The 17,304-nt window shown below is 64.6% G+C and carries 13 protein-coding genes; 4 read left to right on the forward strand and 9 right to left on the reverse strand.

Annotated elements, in window-relative coordinates; genetic code table 11:
• Window positions 1-3: 3 nt before the first annotated feature.
• The gene (locus tag DDZ17_RS07305; RefSeq protein ID WP_116365352.1) at window positions 4-2,046 is read right to left on the reverse strand and encodes an amidohydrolase family protein; all 2,043 of its coding nucleotides are present in this window, start codon (window positions 2,044-2,046) and stop codon (window positions 4-6) included.
• A gap of 224 nt (window positions 2,047-2,270) precedes the next feature.
• Between DDZ17_RS07305 and DDZ17_RS07310 the strand changes: the two genes are divergently transcribed.
• Window positions 2,271-3,056: a helix-turn-helix transcriptional regulator gene (locus tag DDZ17_RS07310; RefSeq protein WP_170150174.1), complete on the forward strand. Its 786-nt coding sequence runs from the start codon at window positions 2,271-2,273 to the stop codon at window positions 3,054-3,056.
• 71 nt (window positions 3,057-3,127) lie between these two features.
• Here DDZ17_RS07310 and DDZ17_RS07315 read toward each other — a convergent pair whose 3' ends face one another.
• Entirely contained in the window at window positions 3,128-3,619 is a 492-nt protein-coding gene (locus tag DDZ17_RS07315) for a RidA family protein (protein WP_116365356.1), read from the reverse strand.
• A 271-nt stretch (window positions 3,620-3,890) separates the two neighbouring features.
• Here DDZ17_RS07315 and DDZ17_RS07320 point away from each other — a divergent pair, with 271 nt between their 5' ends.
• Together DDZ17_RS07320 and DDZ17_RS07325 are read left to right on the forward strand one after the other, a co-directional pair.
• Entirely contained in the window at window positions 3,891-6,116 is a 2,226-nt protein-coding gene (locus tag DDZ17_RS07320; protein ID WP_116365358.1) for a TonB-dependent receptor, read from the forward strand.
• A 142-nt stretch (window positions 6,117-6,258) separates the two neighbouring features.
• On the forward strand, window positions 6,259-6,612 hold the full coding sequence (locus DDZ17_RS07325) for a hypothetical protein (protein ID WP_116365360.1): 354 nt from the start codon (window positions 6,259-6,261) through the stop codon (window positions 6,610-6,612).
• Between the two features lie 10 nt (window positions 6,613-6,622).
• Here the strand turns inward: DDZ17_RS07325 and DDZ17_RS07330 are convergent, their stop codons facing one another.
• Window positions 6,623-7,402 carry a YIP1 family protein gene (locus DDZ17_RS07330; RefSeq protein WP_116365361.1) on the reverse strand — a complete coding sequence of 260 codons (780 nt, stop codon included), beginning with the start codon at window positions 7,400-7,402 and terminating at the stop codon, window positions 6,623-6,625.
• Between the two features lie 163 nt (window positions 7,403-7,565).
• Between DDZ17_RS07330 and DDZ17_RS07335 the strand changes: the two genes are divergently transcribed.
• Entirely contained in the window at window positions 7,566-8,801 is a 1,236-nt protein-coding gene (locus tag DDZ17_RS07335; RefSeq protein WP_116365362.1) for a M61 family metallopeptidase, read from the forward strand.
• A 113-nt stretch (window positions 8,802-8,914) separates the two neighbouring features.
• Here the strand turns inward: DDZ17_RS07335 and sstT are convergent, their stop codons facing one another.
• From sstT to DDZ17_RS07370, 6 genes are all read right to left on the reverse strand, one after another.
• On the reverse strand, window positions 8,915-10,108 hold the full coding sequence (gene sstT, locus DDZ17_RS07345) for a serine/threonine transporter SstT (RefSeq protein WP_116365364.1): 1,194 nt from the start codon (window positions 10,106-10,108) through the stop codon (window positions 8,915-8,917).
• Window positions 10,109-10,227: 119 nt separating this feature from the next.
• Window positions 10,228-12,471 carry a xanthine dehydrogenase family protein molybdopterin-binding subunit gene (locus DDZ17_RS07350; RefSeq protein ID WP_116365366.1) on the reverse strand — a complete coding sequence of 748 codons (2,244 nt, stop codon included), beginning with the start codon at window positions 12,469-12,471 and terminating at the stop codon, window positions 10,228-10,230.
• A complete protein-coding gene (locus tag DDZ17_RS07355; protein WP_116365368.1) occupies window positions 12,468-12,929 on the reverse strand; it encodes a (2Fe-2S)-binding protein in 462 nt (153 codons plus the stop codon). Before DDZ17_RS07355 ends, DDZ17_RS07350 begins: the two co-directional genes overlap by 4 nt.
• A 138-nt stretch (window positions 12,930-13,067) precedes the next feature.
• Window positions 13,068-15,434, reverse strand: coding sequence for a TonB-dependent receptor (locus DDZ17_RS07360; protein ID WP_116365370.1), 2,367 nt, complete (start codon window positions 15,432-15,434; stop codon window positions 13,068-13,070).
• 129 nt (window positions 15,435-15,563) lie between these two features.
• The gene (locus tag DDZ17_RS07365; protein WP_116365372.1) at window positions 15,564-16,337 is read right to left on the reverse strand and encodes an SDR family NAD(P)-dependent oxidoreductase; all 774 of its coding nucleotides are present in this window, start codon (window positions 16,335-16,337) and stop codon (window positions 15,564-15,566) included.
• A 69-nt stretch (window positions 16,338-16,406) separates the two neighbouring features.
• Window positions 16,407-17,222 (reverse strand): enoyl-CoA hydratase/isomerase family protein, encoded by an 816-nt coding sequence (locus DDZ17_RS07370; protein WP_116365374.1) that lies wholly within the window; start codon window positions 17,220-17,222, stop codon window positions 16,407-16,409.
• Between the last annotated feature and the right edge of the window lie 82 nt (window positions 17,223-17,304).

Consider the following 17,304-nt stretch of genomic DNA (forward strand, 5'->3'; position numbering starts at 1 on the left):
CCTTTAGCGCCCACCCCGGCGCTCGATGACCGGCGCGCTGGCAAAGGGCCTGATGCCGAGCTCGGTGTAGATCTCGGCCGGCAGATACAGGCTGCCGCCCCGGATCACCAGTCGCGGCCGCTTGATGGCCTTGATGTCGTCGGTGGGATCATCGGCAAGCAGCACCAGGTCGGCCAGTTTGCCCACCTCCACGCTGCCAACCTCGCCATCGGTGCCCAGGTGCCGGGCGGCGTTCAGGGTCGCCATGGCCAGCACTTCTGCAGCCGGGATACCTGCCCGGGTGTACAGCTCAAGCTCCCGTTGCAGGGTAAAACCGGTAGTGTCGTCGGTGCCTGGCAGCAGGGTGATGCCCGCGTCGTAAAGCAGGTGCAGGCAATCCAGAATGCGCTGGAAGGCCTGGCCGTAACGCGCATCCTGCTCGGCCGACGCCAGCGGCACGTAGGTGCGCTTGCGATAGCGCTGGTAGCCGATTGGCATGTGGCCGATAAAGTCCCTGTCCGCCTCGATCACAGTACCCGCCCGGCTCATCATCAGCCGCTCCAGGATGACCGCCGTGGTGTCCATCGCCACGCCGTTGTCCTGCATCAGCCCGAGGGTGGCTGTTACCGGTGGCGAGGCAAGATCGAGCTCAGCCGCGCGCTGCATGGCCGTCAGCCGCAGCGGGGTGCGGGTGTCCTCGCCCTCCTGCAGCAGCCAGCCGAGCATCAGCTGGTTGATATGGGCAATTTCGTCATAGCCATCGCGGATGCTCCGGTCCGGCGAGCCGAATGCCGGGATGTGGCCGGTCACGCGCAGGCCGCGCTGGTGGGCCCTGGCCGCCACTGCCTGTACCCAGTCGGGGTTGATGGAGTTGTACAGTTTGATCTGGAAGAAGCCACGGTCGGCATACCAGTCTACCGCCGCCAGCGCCTCGGCTTCGGACCTGGCGAGAATACCGTTCTGCGCGGCGTAGGGGCTCTCGCCTTCGATAAAGCCAGCCCGGGTGATGCGCGGCCCGGCAATCTCGCCGGCCCCGATCTGCGCCATCAGCGCCGCCAGCTGGGCGTTGTCGTTGCCCATGTCGCGGGTGGAGGTGACACCCGCGGCCAGGTAGTAAAGGCCGGAACGTCCGGTGCTGTGGGAGTGCATGTCGTGCAGGCCGGGCAACAGCACGCCGCCCTCCCCGGCAACCACCACCCGCGCGGCACCCTCAGACACCGCGGCTGGCTCGTAGGGCCGGATGCCGGCAATACGGTTGCCCACAATGCGCACAGTGCTCGGCGCGCCAGTGTGCCCGGTGAGCGGGTCAAACACGCGGACATTTTCAATGTCCACCGGCACGTCATAGCGGTGGGCCAGCTGTCGCTGCAGGGCGGTGAGCTGTGCCGCGGCCACCGCATCGGCGGCGGCCTTCACGCCATCGTGGATATCCCGGTAGGCCTCCAGCAGGGCGATGCTGCCATCGTCCACCATGGCCACCGCCTGCTGGCTGGCGTCGAGAAACACAAAGCCGGGGTCCAGCTGCGCGCCGATCACCTGGTAGGGCGTCAGGCTAAGGGGCTTGCCCTGGTGCTGCACCTGTACCGGCTCGAAACGTTTGAGCTGCACACGACCTTCGGGCAGCACATCGCTGTGGCCGCCCGCCACCGACAGCAGGTAATCCACAAAAAACACGCTGCTCCAGGGGCTGCTATCGTTAACGATATAGGGCAGTGGCGATGCCACCCGGCGCTCGCCGCTATCCGCCTGAGACTGCCAGCGCGCCACACCGTCGGCGTAGATGAAGGATTCGCTGACTTCGCCCCCCATCAGGGAGGTGCCCTCTACCTGCCAGGACACCGGCAGGCCCTGCCCATCCAGCACCACCTGCTCGTGGTGCTTGGGGCCGCGCCCGTTCTGGTCGACGTAGTAGTCGATATCGATCGTCGAGCCCTGCCGCTGGGCGCTCACGTGGCCAACCACCCCGCTGTTCTGAAACAGCTCCCAGCGCGCCGATTGCGCCATTGCCGCCGCGCTGCTGAGCATCAGGCCAAGGGCCATCAACTGTGTTACATACCGTCTCTGCATGGGTGTTCGAATCTCCGGGGCGATTATCGGCTGGCAGCGCGCTGCGGTCCCGGCGGACGCTACTACACATTTTGTTGAATTAAAATACAATTAGTTGATTATAGCGGTTGTAGCCAGTGCCGGCTCACCAACAGGGCAACAGTTTCTGTTAGCATTCAACGTCAGGTTGACGCCCGCCTCAGCCGGCGCGCGCACCGTTTCGCACAATGCCCAAGGGGAATATTTTGGCCGCCAAACCCTCTAGTACCCGCAAGACCGCATCCCGCAACAAAGCGGCCACCGCCAGCAAGCGCCGCGGCGACGGTGTGGCCCCACTTGCCGGCGAGCAGTTAAACCGCCTGCTGTCGGGGGTTGCCGAAGCCCTCAGCCACATTGTGGATACCCAGACCGAAGTGGTGGTTCACGACCTGCGGCAGCCAGAGCAGTCCATTGTCGCCATCGTCAACGGCCACGTCAGCAACCGGCACAAGGGCCAGTCGGTGCTGTCGGTGCCCGAGGAAGACGCCGCCTTCGCCAGAATGCTGGATCGGGATGTGCGCAAGACAGCCAATGCCGTGGAGGTCACCGGCAACTACACCACCCACACTCGCAGCGGCAAGAGCCTGCGCTCTTCCTCGGTGGTACTGTACGACGATCAGGGCGCCCCGCTTGCCGCCCTGTGCCTGAACCGCGACCTGGGCGCAGCCGAGCTGTTGCTGGAAACCCTCAAGGCCCATGTGTTTCCAAGCGCCGATGCCAGTGCGCCCAACGCGGACGGCAATACCGAGGGCAACGGCGAAATGACCATGGAGGAACTGGTCAGCGACATCATTGAACGGGCCCTGGCCAGCACCGGGGGCGTGGGCGTTGAGCGCATGACCAAGCAGGAGAAAATGCAGGTGGTTAGCCAGATGCACCGCCGCGGCCTGTTCCTGATACGCGGTTCGGTGGAGCGCGCCGCCACCAGCCTCGGCATCACCAAGTTCACCATCTACAACTATCTGGACGAACTGGGCATCTCACGCAACTGAGCTGCAACAACGCCCGGCGACTCGCAACCTGCCGGCAAAGGGGGCAGGTGCGAATCACCAGGCGTTCGGCGCTAAGAGCGCAGTAGCACCTCGGCTTCGATCTCCACCGCAACGCCAGCGCCGAAGGGCAGCTCCGCCATGCCCACCGCAGAGCGCGCGTGAGCGCCGCATTCGTCGCCGAACACGGTCAGCACCAGGTCGGAAAATCCGTTAATCACCCCCGGCTGCTGCACAAAACCCGGGGCGGAATTGACCATGCCAAACACCCGCCCCCAGCCGGCGATGCGATCCAGCGAGCCCAGTTCGCGGCGCAGGCTGCCAAGCATGGACAGGGCCACCAGGCGCGCCAGTTGATAACCCTCATCGGGCGTTACGTCGCGCCCCACCTTACCGAAAGGCCCGGCCAGGGTGCCGTCCATGTTCTGCGGGCCGTGGCCCGACACAAAGGCCCTATCGCCGCGCACGTTGACCATTCTGAAGGGCAGCCGCACACCCGCCGGTACCGCCAGCGGCGCGGGCAGTTGCAGCCCCAGGTCCGCCAGCCTCTGATCAATTGAACTCAAACCCGCCTCTCCCGATTCAGCGGCGGGCCCCGCTCGCACAGCGGCGGCTCCACCAAAACGCGCATTCTTGCGGCGGGCAAGCCTAATTTCAACATTTATTGTATTTGTTTAATTTTTTGTGTTGTTTTTTGCCGTTTATTTATTGACTTCTACAAAGTGTTTATCAACCATTAGGCCCTCGCGCTGGCCCGCCGCTGGCAACAGCGCGGCCTATCCAGAACACACCAACGATCGACAATGCGCATCGCAATGCGCCATCAGGGGGAACACCATGCGGATGAAGTTTCTGGCACCAGCGGTAACCACCGCTTTCGCGCTCAATCCGGTGACAGCCGCACTTGCGCAGGAAGCGCGCAATGTACTGATCGAAGAGGTGGTGGTCACCGCCCAGAAGCGCGAACAGCGCCTTATCGATGTGCCGGTTGCCATTACCGCCGTCAACTCCCAGAACCTGATCGACCAGAACCTGGTGTCCATTACCGAGTTTTACAACCGCGTTCCCGGACTGCAGTTTGGCGGCGCTCCCGGCGGCAATGAAATCAGCAACCTGTCCCTGCGCGGCATCACCACCGGCGGCGGCACCAACCCCACCCTGGCGGTGCTGGTGAACGATGTGCAATTCGGCTCTTCCACTGAGAGCGGCCAGGCTCCCATCCCCGATTTTGACCCCGCCACCCTGGAGCGCGTGGAAGTACTGCGCGGCCCCCAAGGCACCCTGTACGGCGCCTCAAGCCTTGGCGGCCTGATCAAATACGTGCTGCGCCAGCCCGATACCGAGAGCCTGTCCGGCCGCGTTGAAGCGGGAGCCAGCACCGTCAAGGGCGGCACCGATGGCTACAATGTGCGCGGCTCGGTCAACATCCCCCTGGTGGAAGACAAACTCGGCCTGAACCTGAGTGGCGTATACCGCGAAGACCCGCGCTACATTGACAATATCGGCACCGACCCGCAGACCAACAACGTCAACACCGCCGAAACCACCGGCGCGCTGGCCTCTCTGGTTTATTACCCCACCGATCGCCTGACCCTCAACCTGTCTGCCCTGACCCAGGAGCAGGACACCGAGAACAAAGCGTCCATCGACATTGTGTCGGAAAACAATTTCCACCAGGTCAACGGTGAGTCCATCGACACCATCAATGCCGTGCCCGGCAGCATGGTTCGCCAGTTCGACCAGTACATCGGCCGTATCGACTGGGATCTGGACTGGGCAACATTCACCTCCATCACCGCCTACGGCGAGAGCCTGCGCGAAGAAACCCAGGACGTCACCTATGTGTTCGGCCCGCCCCTGTTCGGCATTGCCTACCCGGGCTCGTCCGATGGCTCGCGCATCGACATCCTGAACAATGTCTACACCGACAAGTTCTCCCAGGAGCTGCGCGTTGCCGGCACCAGCGAGAGTATCAGCTGGATGGTTGGCGGTTTTTATACCAAGGAAGACACCGTGCTCGAACAGACCCTGATGCTGAACGACCCGGCTGCTGCCGGCGCGCGGCAGGTGTACACCAGCAACGGCCCCTCAGACTACGAAGAGAGCGCCCTGTTTGCCGACGCCACCTTCAATGTGACAGAGCGTATCGACCTGCAGCTTGGCGCCCGCTATGCGCGCAACGAGCAGGAAAATATTTCACAGACCATCGTCGACGACCCGGCGGCACCGATCTTCGGTGGGTCCGAGATCAGCACGATCGACTCCGACGAATCCGCCGTGACCTGGGTGGTATCCCCCAGCTACCGCTTCAACGACGACATGATGGCCTATATGCGCGTGGCCACCGGTTATCGCCCGGGCGGCCCCAACGCCAACCTGGGCAACCTGCCGCGGGAGTTTGATTCCGATTCCGTCGTCAACTACGAGCTGGGTTTCAAGGGCCAGATTGGCGCTGACCTCACCTTTGATGTCGCAGCCTTCTACATCGACTGGGAAGACATTCAGCTGCAGAACGCCGACGCAGTCTCATCACTGACCTTTTTCACCAACGGCGGCCAGGCGCGCAGCCAGGGCCTGGAATTTGCCACCGAGTGGTCTCCCCTGGACGGGCTGCTGATCAGCGCCAACGCCACCTATACCAATGCCGAGCTGAGCGAAGACATCCCCTCGATCGACGGCGCCAGCAATCTGGTGGGCAAGTCCGGCGACAGCCTGCCCTTCACTCCGGAGTTTGCCGCCAACTTCAGCATTCGGCAGAACTTTAACCTCAGCTCGCGCATTGAAGGCTATATGGGCGCGATGTACACCTACGTGGACAACCGGCCCAGCGAATTGCTGAACAGCGACGCGGCGCGCCCGCGCTTTGAGCTGCCCAGTTACGAGCAGGTGGACCTGAACCTGGGCCTGACCTTCGACCAGGTGTGGAAAGGCACCTTCTACGTGCGCAACCTGACTGACGAGCGGGGCGTGGTAACCGCCATGAACCGCAACGGCACCGCCGCGCCGAAGGCTGCCTTCACCCTGCCCCGCACCGTTGGCTTCAATATTGCGCGGGTATTCTAGGCCCGCGCGCTCGGCGCTCAGTCGAGTCAGGCGGGATGGGGCCATAGCCACGAATGAGAGGAATGAGCAGGGGAATGAGGAATTGGCAACGGGTTCAATTAAGGGTAGCGTAACAGCTGTTCACACCAAGGAGACTGCCCCCGTGACCTACCGCTCGCTGATGACCCGGTTCGCCTTTGCCCCGCTGCTGCTGACCGCCGCCAGCCTGCCCGCCGCCGCCTTCGACTGGCCCTGGCACGAGCAGGGCGGCGAGCGCTACAGCTACTGCAAGGGCTTTGTTGTGGCGGGCCTTGGCAACCTGCCGGTGGAGCAGCTATCGCGCACCCACCTGTGGCTGGCCTGGAATACCATCAACCGCGAGGGTATCAGCCCCTCCGCCGCCCCGGATGCCGATTACCAGAGCGGCCACCAGCAGTTCAACCAGTGGCTGGCGGCGGGCAACCTCGACCAGCTGCAGCAGCTGGCCGATGGTGACTGCGCCCTGGGGCGCAACTGAGCCTGCGGGCTCAGTTCTCGCTGTCGCCGCCAGCGGGCTTGGCGCCCTGTTCAAAGCCCTTCAGAAACTCGCCCATTTTGCGCCCCGCTTCTTCCGGGGTCATGTCCTCGTCGTCAAACTGCCGGCTGAAGTTTTCCATCCGGTCCTGTAGCTGGCGCGAGGCGTATTCGCTGCTGACGTTGGAAATCATCAGCAGGGCACCGAGCACACCGAACACAATCATGGACGTGCGGCGCTCGCGCTCGTGCACGCCAACACTGGCCTCGATCATCAGGTAGGTGGCCCAGGCCACCGTCACGATCACGCCGAGATAGGGCAGTATGGAGAGCACCGCCGCCACCGGGTACAGCGCCGTCGCGGCAGACCAGCAGCGGAAAGCGGTTTCGTAATCCTGGCTGGACCCCATCAGCTTCCAGATCACAAACAGCACCGCCGCCCCGATAAAACCGCCTATAACGGCAAAAATGGGGAAGATGACAATGCCGGCAAAGCCCGCCGCCAGCATGCCGACGTTGGAGGCAAACAGCGACAGCACCGCCGCCACCACGCCACCGGCGGCCGCCATTACCGCGGCAAAGATCACCGGCTCCAGGAACCCCCCGCTGCGCGGCATGGTCTGATAAAAACCGGCGGGGTTGGTGAGCACCGCCTTGGCCTGGGCGATAACCTGGTGAATGTCAAAGGTGGCGCCCGACGCCGGCGGCGGCTGCTCGCCGCCCGGGCTTGGCGGTTCCTGCGGGTTTTGTGGGTTTTGCGAATCGGGTGAATGTTGTTGTTCGTTGTCGTTCATGCGCTGCTCCCTCGCGTGCTGAGGGTGACCAAGGCCACCCGGACTCCATTAAACATAGCAGCAACCGGGCTGCCTTCAAGCGCTGTGCGGTAGGCGAAGTTCCGCCGCCCTGCTACGCTTGGCCCCCATTGCCAGACACTGATATTACTGCAGAGGACTTCCGATGTTGCAACCGTTTCGCTGGATACTGCTGACCCTGCTGCTGGGCGCCACGGCCGCCGTGGCTGATACCTACCAGGTCAACTACGCGGTGCGCGTGAATCCGGACAAGGGCGAGGCCGATGTAGAGATTGCCCTTCAGGGCGAGCGCCTGCCGAGTCGCATCACCCTGCACATTGACCCCGATCGGCACGATGATTTTCGCAGCGAACAGAAGCTGGACGTCGATGACGACACCGTTACCTGGCGGCCATCGGGCAAACAGTCGCGCCTGAGTTACCGTTTTGCCATCGAACACCGCAAGGGCAAGAAGAGCTACGACGCCATGATCACCGACGACTGGGCGGTGTTTCGCAGCGATGCCCTGATCCCGCCAATGGCGGTGAAGGCCACCAAGGGCCTGGATTCCGAAGCGACGCTGGATTTTGACCTGCCGGATGGCTGGTCATCCGCCGCACCCTACGAGAACGTGGATAAATCCGCCAACCGCTTCCGCCTGACCGACCCGGGCCGGCGCTTTGTGCGCCCCAAGGGCTGGCTGATTCTTGGCCATATCGCCAGCCGCCAGGACATCATCAGCGACATTGAAGTGCGCATTGCCGCTCCCCGGGGGCAGGATGTGCGCCTGCAGGACGCCCTCGCCTTTGTCGGCTGGACCCTGCCCCACCTGCGCGGCATCTTCCCCGACTTTCCCGAGCGCATTCTGGTGGTGAGTGCCGACGACCCCATGTGGCGCGGTGGCCTGTCGGCGCCCAACTCCCTGTTCATGCACGCCGACCGCCCGCTGATCAGCGGCAACCGCACCAGCAGCCTGATTCACGAGCTGGTGCACATCGGCACCTCCATCCACGGCACTGATCGTAGCGACTGGATTGTGGAAGGCATTGCCGAGTACTACGCGGTAGAGATCCTGCACCGCTCCGGCGGCATCAGCGAGCAGCGCTTTGCGCAAACCCTGGACGAATTGGCACAATGGGGCGAGGACTCCCCCGGGCTGTTCACTGGCGACTCCTCTGGCGCCACCACCGCCCGGGCAGTGGGCGTGATGTACGCAGTGGATCAGGAGATTCGCGAGAAAACCGGCGACAAGGCCAGCCTGGACGATGTGGCCACCGCCCTGGCCAAAGACGGTGGCAAAGTCTCGGTAGCGGATTTTATCGACACCGCCGAGCAGGTGGCCGGAGGCAGGCTAAGCGCCCTGCGGGAGATTCGCGAGCAGTTGGATGCAGCGGCGGACTGAGCTCAGAACAGCCAGCCGGTGCGAAAAGACAGCCCCGCCAGCACCAGGTGGCCGCCGGTCCAAACGGTGGCCCCCAGCAGGTGCAGTAACAGCATGACGCCGTACACGGTTTGCTAGCCCTCCCCACCGCGCTGATCCACCGCGTAGGTATACACCACGTCGGTACTGGAATTCAGCGCGGTTTCCGCCGAGTCCTGAATCACGCTGATGATAAAGCCCACGGCCACCACCTGCATGGCCACATCTACTGAAATGCCAAACAGGGAACAGGCCAGGGGCACCAGCAGCAGGCTGCCGGAGGGCACGCCGCTGGCGCCACAGGCCGACAGGGCCGCAATCACGCACAGCAGCAGGGCGGTGGCAAAGGACACTTCAATGCCCAGGGTGTTGGCCGCCGCCAGGGTGAGCACAGTGATGGTAATGGCGGCGCCCGCCATGTTCACCGTGGCCCCCACCGGGATGGTGACGGAATACAGCTCTTCGCTGATGCCGAGCTTTTTCGCCAGCGCCAGGTTCACCGGAATGTTGGCGGCGGAGCTGCGGGTAAAGAACGCGGTGATGCCGGATTCCTCCAGGCATTGCAGCACCATCGGATAGGGGTTGCGGCGGATCAGCAGGTACACAATCAGCGGGTTTACCACCAACGCCACAATCAGCATGCAGGCCACCAGCAGCAGGGCCAGGCTGGCGTAGCCCGCCAGCGCCTCGACCCCGGTGGTGGCAACAGTCACGCACACCAGGCCAAAAATACCCAGCGGCGCCAGGCGGATGACGTAGCGCACAATGTCGCTGACACCCTCGGCCAGTGTTTGCAGGTGTTCCTTGAAGGCCGCGGAGGCACGGCGAAAGCTGATGCCCAGCAGAATGGCCCAGGTCAGGCAGCCGAGGAAGTTGCCACTCAGCAGCGCATTCACCGGGTTGTCGATCAGCTTGAACAGCACATCGGCCAGCACCGCGCCCACCGCCACCGGCGGGCTGCCCTCGGCCACATCGGTCAGGGCGATGGTCTGGGGAAACCACTGACTCATCAGCAGGGCCACCAGGGCGGCGCTCACGGTGCCCGCCAGGTACAGCAGCAGGGTCAGCAGGCCCTTGCGCCCATCGGCGCCGCTTTCGTGGCGGTTGGCTATGGCGGACATCACCAGCAGCATCACCAGCAGGGGCGCCACCGCCTTCAGCATGCCGACAAACAGCTGCCCCAGCAGGCCGAAGGGCTCCGCCACGCCGGGCGCCAGCACGCCGAGCAGGGCCCCGGCCACCACACCAATCAGTATCTGTGGCACCAGGCCCAGTTTTAACAGGTTCATTCACGCCCCCGGTTGAAGTGTTATGCGGGGGCGATTGTAGCAAGGGGCCCGCGCAAATGGGCCCTTCACTGGCTTTCTTTACAGAAGAAGGCGACGCAGGTTAAGCGCGCACCTGCCGGCTAAACGCTGAAGTGCTTCGACAGCGGCAGTTCGCGAATGCGCTGGCCGGTGGCGGCGAACACGGCATTGGCAATGCTCGGCGCGGTGGGGGGCACGCCCGGCTCGCCAACGCCCGCGGGCAGGGCGTCGCTGGGCACGATATGGCTGCGGATCACCTTCGGTGTCTGCTGGATGCGCGCCACCGGGTAGTCGTGGTAGTTGGACTGCTTCACAGCGCCACGCTCGAAATCAATCTGCCCCAGCAGGGCCACGCTCAGGCCAAAGATCATGCCGCCTTCGATCTGCGCGTGTACCCGATCCGGGTTTACCACCGTACCGGCATCAATCGCCCCGTGCATTTCCAGTACCTGCAGTTTGCCATCGGCCACCGACACCTTGCTGGCCACCGACACGTAGGACAGGAAGCTGCGGGTTACCGCCACGCCCCAGCCCTGCCCGGCGGGCAGCTTCTCGCCCCAGGGGATGGTGGCCACCAGGGTGCGCAGCACGTTCTTCAGGCGCGCGGTGTCGTAGGGATACTCGGCAATGGGGCGGCCGTAGTTGCTGAATGCAAAGCCCTCGGGGGCAAAGTCCAGGTAGCGGTCATCGCCGATCATCGCCTCCCAGTACTCCACCGGGTCGCGCCCGGCAGCGTGGGCCAGCTCATCCACAAAGCTGCACACGCCAAAGGCGAAGGGAATGTTGTACACCGAGCGCAGCCAGCCGATGCGGGTATGGGCTGGTGCCTCGTGGCTTTCCACCCGCAGGTTGGGCACGGCAAAGGGCACACTGCCAAAGGTCTGGCTGAGGTTACCGTCGTCCAGCTGGGTGACCGTGGTATCAAAGGTGGCACCGATGGGCGGCGAGGCCTGGCGCGCCAGCCAGGCGGTGGCGTTGCCGGCATCATCCAGCGCCGCCTTGAGGAACATGGCACTGCAGGAGTGGTAGTAGTCGTGGCGGATGTCGTCCTCGCGGGTCCATGCCACCTGTACCGGCTTGCCCACATGGGCGGCAAGGCGCGCCGCCTCCACCGAGTAATCCGGCTTGGATTTGCGGCCGAAGCCCCCGCCCAGCAGGGTGACGTGCACCGTCACTGCTTTTTTATCCAGCCCCAGCGCCTCAGCCACCGCCGACTGGGTGGCCTGGGGGTTCTGGGTGCAGGCCCACACCTCGCAGCGCTCGTCCGCCACGCGGGCCACGGTGACCGGGGGCTCCATGGGCGCGTGGGCCAGGTAGGGGGTGCGATAGCTCGCCTCCACCACTTTGCCGGCCGCCGCCAGGGCCGCGTCGACATCGCCGCGCTCGCGGGCCACGGTGCCGGCACCGGCACGCACCTTTTCCTGCAGGGCGTCCAGGTAGGCTTCAGAATCGTGGTCGCTGTGCTCGCTCGGCGTCCACTTCACATCCAGGGCCTTGCGCCCCTTGATGGCGCTCCAGGTGTTGCGGGCAATCACCGCCAGCCCCTCGACGTTATTAAAGCCCGGAGCCCCCTGCGGCGCCTTGAGTTCCACCACGTCCAGCACGCCGCCTACCTTGCGCGCGGCGGCGCCGTCGTAGGCGGCAATGCGCCCACCCAGGTGGGGGGTGCGCTCAATGCTGGCATAGACCATGCCGGGCAGGGTCACATCGGCGCCAAAGACGGCCTTGCCGGTGGTGATGTCATGCAAATCGACAATCGGCAAATCGCGGCCGATATAGCGGAACTGCGCCGGCGACTTGAGCATTAAGGCCGCGGGCTGCGGCACCTTCTGCCCGGCCGCCGCAACGGCCAGCTCGCCAAAGTCCAGGGTGCGGCCATCGCTGTGTATCACCTGGTGCTGCCGGGCGCTGCACTGATCCTGCGGCACGCCCCAGTGTTCGGCGGCCGCCGCCTCCAGCATGTGCCGGGCGGTGGCGCCCATGTGTCGCATGGTGGTGTAAAAGTTGCGAATGGAACGGGAACCGTCGGTGTTCTGGCTGCCGTAGGCCGCATCGCCAATGGCCTGCACCACCGTTACGCGGCGCCAGTCGGCTTCCATTTCGTCGGCCACCACCTGGGGCAGGCTGGTGCGAATACCGGTGCCCATTTCCGAGCGGTGGGCAATGATCTCCACCGTACCGTCTTCGCGCAGGCTCACAAACAGGTTCAGGCGCTGGCCGGTGGCGTCACCGCCGGCGCGGGCGGCGTTGGCAACGCCGGCAAAACCACCCAGCAACAGGCCCGAGGCAGACACCCCGGTCAGGGCCAGAAAGCGGCGGCGACTGAGATGAACCACACTGTTCATGAGGCGTCCTCCCCACGGCCGGCCACATCGCGAATGGCGGCGCGAATGCGCGGATAGGTGCCGCAGCGGCAGATATTGCCGCTCATGGCGCTGTCGATGTCATCGTCGGTGGGCTGGGCATTGCCCGCCAGCAGGGCACTGGCGGACATGATCTGGCCCGCCTGGCAAAAACCGCACTGGGGCACGTTATGGCGGCGCCAGGCCTCCTGCACCGGGTGCGAGCCGTCTGCCGACAGGCCCTCGATGGTGGTGACCTCTCCGTCCGCCACCGCCGACAGGGGCAGGCGGCAGGCCCGGGTGGGTACACCGTTGAAGTGCACCGTGCAGGCACCGCAAATGGCATCGCCACAGCCGTAGCGGGTGCCGGTGAGTTTCAGTTCGTCGCGCAGAATCCACAGCAGCGGGGTGTCGGCGTCGGCCTCTGTCTCGTACGAGCGGCCGTTGACCTTCAGTTTCATGGCAGCGTTTCCAAAGGTTAGGTGAGTCCCCTACCAGCATAGCAGGCGGGGGCCGACGGCATCCTACCCCTTAGGTGTTGTATCGGTGTTTTACCGACAGCGAAGACGGGCCCAGCCGCAGCCGGGCCCGCCGGGGGCTCAGAAGAACTTGCGCAGGGTCAGGCCCACAGTGCGCGGCTGGTTGGTGCGATAGGCCAGGCGGGCGCGGCCGCCGCGCTCGCGGTCGAAGGACAGATCCGCGTTCTCATCGGTGAGGTTGTTGGCATAAAGCACCGCCTCCCACGTATCCCACAACAGGCCCGCGGACAGGTTCACCTGCTCGTAGGCGTCCAGTTCCAGGTCGACACTGGTCACCTCGTTGCCGGTGGCGCCGCCAAAGGGCAGGCCGCTCACAAACTCGCCGGCGCCGTCCACCTGGTCACTGGGCTGGGTGTAGCGGTCGCCCACGTACTGCACCAGCGCCGACAGGTACAGCTCGTTGGCGCCAAAGGGCGCGGCCTCAAAGGTGTAGGTGGCGCCGGCGGAGAACTGCAGTTCCGGCACCGAGGCCAGGCGGTTGCCCTCTTCCACGCCTCCCACAATGTTGCCGTCGCTGTCGGTCACAGTGGAGTCAAACTCCGCCTCCACATAGCTGCCGGTCAGCGACAGCAGCAGGTTGTCCACGGGGTAGGCAGACAGCTCCCACTCGGCGCCCAGGGTGTGTGCCTCGGGCACGTTGAAGGAGATGCGCGAGGAGCAGGAGCCCGCATCCAGGGTAACCTGCAGGTCTTCGATATCAGTGTAGAAAATGGCGGCGTTGAAGCGCACTGCGGCAAACTGGCTCTTAAAGCCGAGTTCATAGTTCCACAGGCTCTCGTCGTCGTAGGCCTGGAAGCCGCCGAAGGTCTCCTCATCGGCGTCGTTGCACAGGGTGCGGTTCAGTGGGTCATTCACCCCGCCCAGGCGAAAGCCCTGGGAGGCCTGGGCGTTCACCGTCATGGCATCACTCACGTCGTAGCTGGCCATCACCCGGGGGTTGAAGCCATCGGACGAGGTGGCGTCGGTCTGGTCGTCGCCGTTGGAGAACAGCCCGCCGGTGGTGAAGCGGCGCTCTTCCTCAAAGTCGTACCAGCGCCCGCCCAGGGTCACCACCAAGCGCTCGGTCACGCTGTAGTTGGCCTCGCCAAACACCGCGGTCTGCTCTATGTCGTAGGGCAGGTCCGAGTTGTAGGGTGAATCCACCGGGTAGCCGTTGGACACCGCCGCCGCGGTGCCCTCCCCCAGGGTGGCATCGGTAAAGGCGTCGTAACCGGGGGTCGGCAAGCGCTGGGCGTACTTGCGCTCCACATCCGAGTAGAAAGCACCCACCACCCATTGCAGGTCGCCCTCGCCGGCGGAAGCCAGGCGAATTTCGTGGGTGATCTGTTCCAGGTCGGTGGTGTCGCGCAGGTTGGAGGGCAGGGTCACCGCCGCGTCGGGAAAGCCCAGGTCCACCGACACCGAGCCGGACAGGGCACTGGCGTCGCGGCTCACCAGGATGTCGCGCTCGGTGTAGCTGCCGGCGTAGGTGAGATCCACGCTGCCCAGCCCCCAGTCCACCACCAGGTCGGTGATCAGGGTTTCGTCCTCAAAGGCCTCGTCCAGCAGCAGGTACTGCTCGCGCTCATCCAGTTCAATGGCCGGGCGGGTGGTGGTGTAGGGGTTGGCGAACAGGCTGAACACTTCCTGGCGGTTGAAGCCGTCGGCCTCGATCTCCTGGTAGATCACCCGCGGCGTGATGGTGAGGTTGTCGGTGGGGGCAATGGCCAGGGCAACCCGGCCACCGTAGCGTCCGCCGCTGTTCACGTCGTCCTTGCGGGTGCCGCCCTCACCCAGGGCGTCGATGTAGCCGCCGTATTCCGTGCCGTAGCCCACTACCCGCAGGGCCATAATGTCACCCAGGGGAATGTTCAGGTGGCCCTTCAGGTGGCCGCCCTCCTCGCCGTCGGTGATGGTGTTGACGTTGGCCTCCACCGAGCCGCTGAAATCTTCAAAGTCCGGCTGGTTGGTAATAAAGCGAATGGTGCCCCCCACCGAGCCGGAGCCAAACAGGGTGCCCTGCGGCCCGCGCAGGGTTTCCACCCGGTTCAGGTCGTACAGGTCGATGTCCGGCGTGAACAGGGACAGGGAGATCACCGTCTCGTCCACATACACCCCCACCTGCTCCTTCACCCCGGGCTGGTCGCGCACCACCTGGCCGGCGGACACACCGCGAATGGCCACCTGGCTCTGGCCCGGGCCAAGGTTCTGGATGGACAGGCCGGCGACATTGCGCGACAGGTCCTCGAGGTTGACCGCCCCGCTGCGGCGGATGTCCTCCTCGGACATGGCGTTGATGGAGAAGGGCAAATCCTGGGCCGAGGCCTCGCGCTTGGTGGCGGTCACCACCACTTCCTCCAGTTGGGCCCGGGCGATGCCGGGTGCGAGGGTGGCTGCCAGGGCGGTGACAACAGCGGCGCTCAGCAGGTTTTTATTGGCATGGGACATTGCGGGCTTCCTCAGTTATGGTTTCTTATGCAACTGAGTCTAGCTCGCCCTGACGAGGCTGCAGCGCCGCTAAATGTAACTATTACACAAGATCGGTTTTGAGGGTTTCGCCGCGCCGCACAATAGTGTTCACGGCTTCCACGGCACGCCGTTGATGTGGCCGCCGCCATCCACAAACAGGGTGTTGCCGGTCATATAGCGGGCGCCTTCGCCGGCCAGAAACAGCACCACAGGCGCGATATCGCGCTCCGGGTCGCCGCTGTAACCCATGGGAATCAGCTGGTTGATCTGCTCGATCATCTGCGGCGCGCGCTCCTGCATGACTTTATAGGCGCTGGTGGCCGCGCCGGGGCACACGGCGTTTACCGTAATGCCGTCGCGGCCCCACTCCACCGCGGCGGTACGGGTGAGCGCGCGCACCGCCTCCTTGGCGCAGTTGTAATCGACGGTGCCCGCGTGGGCGTTCACCCCGTTCAGCGAGCACATATTGATGATGCGGCCCCACTGCTGGCGCGCCATGGCCGGGTAAACCGCCTGCATGGCCTCGTGCACCGCGGCAAAGCCCGCAGTGAGGGAGCGCTGCATGCGCTCACGAACGATGTCCTGGGTGGGCAGCAGGGGGCTGCCGGTGGGATAGGCGTTGTTCACCAGCACATCCACCCGCTCAAAGCGCGCCAGGGTCTGCGCCACCAGCGCCTGCACGCTGTCCAGTTGGGTGATGTCGGTGTGCACGAAGTGGCCCTCGCCCCCCAGCGCAGTCACCTCGCCGGCAACGCGCTCGCCGTCCTCGGTATTGATGTCGGCCACCATCACCACCCAGCCCTCGCGGGCAAAGGTGCGGGCAACGGCCTCGCCAATGCCGGCGGCGGCGCCGGTCACTATGGAAATCTTACGCTCGTGCATGGTTGTTTGCTCTCTTTGGCTTTGTATGGCTTTTCTCTATGTGGTTTGCCGTCAAGGCGGCTTGTGTTATCAGAGCGGCCGCCAGCGCGGCGCGCGCCCCTCAGTAAAGGCCTGCATGCTCTCTTCCATGCAACCCGAGAAATAGCCCAGTACCTGGGTGCGGTTTTCCAGTTCCATGGCATGGCGCAGGCTGGGGGCATCCAGGCCGGCGTGCAGGCCCTTCTTGGTCATCCACACGCCGTATTCGCTGTTCTGGGCGATGGCCCGGGCAGTATCGAGCGCGGCTGCCTGCAGTTCATCTGGCGCCACGGTGCGCGAGGTAAGCCCCAGCGACTGGGCCTCGGCGGCGTCGAACACGCGCCCGGTCAGCATCAGCTCGGTGGCCGCGGAAACGCCCACCAGCCGCGGCAACAGGTAGCTGCAGCCCACATCGCAGGCCGACAAGCCGGTCTTGATGAAGGCCGCACCGAACTTGGCGCTGCTGGCGCCAATGCGCACGTCGCAGGCCATGGCGATGGCGAGGCCGCCCCCCACCGCGGCCCCGCCCACGGCCGCAATCACCGGCTTGTCGCAGTCGTAGATGGCCAGCATCAGCTCGGCCAGGTACTCCTGGTACTTGTAGACAAAGCCCAGCTGAGACATGCCATCTGTACCGGGAACAGCACCAGGGCCGGCGCCCTGGGCCTTCAGGTCGGCCCCGGCGCAAAAGCCCTTGCCCGCGCCGGTGAGTATCACCACGCGCACACTGCGGTCGTGGTTCAACGCGCGAAAGCAGTCAGTCAGCTCGCCCACCAGCCCGGCATCCAGCGCGTTCAGCCGCTCGGGGCGGTTCATGGTCAGTGTGAGCACACCCGCTTCCGGGCTCTCCTTCAGTACAACAGACACGGCGTTCTCCTTTTTTTCGTGTGCAGGCTGTAGAGCTAAACCCTTACCCGGCGCGGTGCAAGTCGATGGGTTATATTTCGGT

Origin of the sequence: Parahaliea mediterranea, from assembly GCF_003402235.1 — a bacterium.
Classification (GTDB): Bacteria; Pseudomonadota; Gammaproteobacteria; order Pseudomonadales; family Halieaceae; genus Parahaliea; species Parahaliea mediterranea.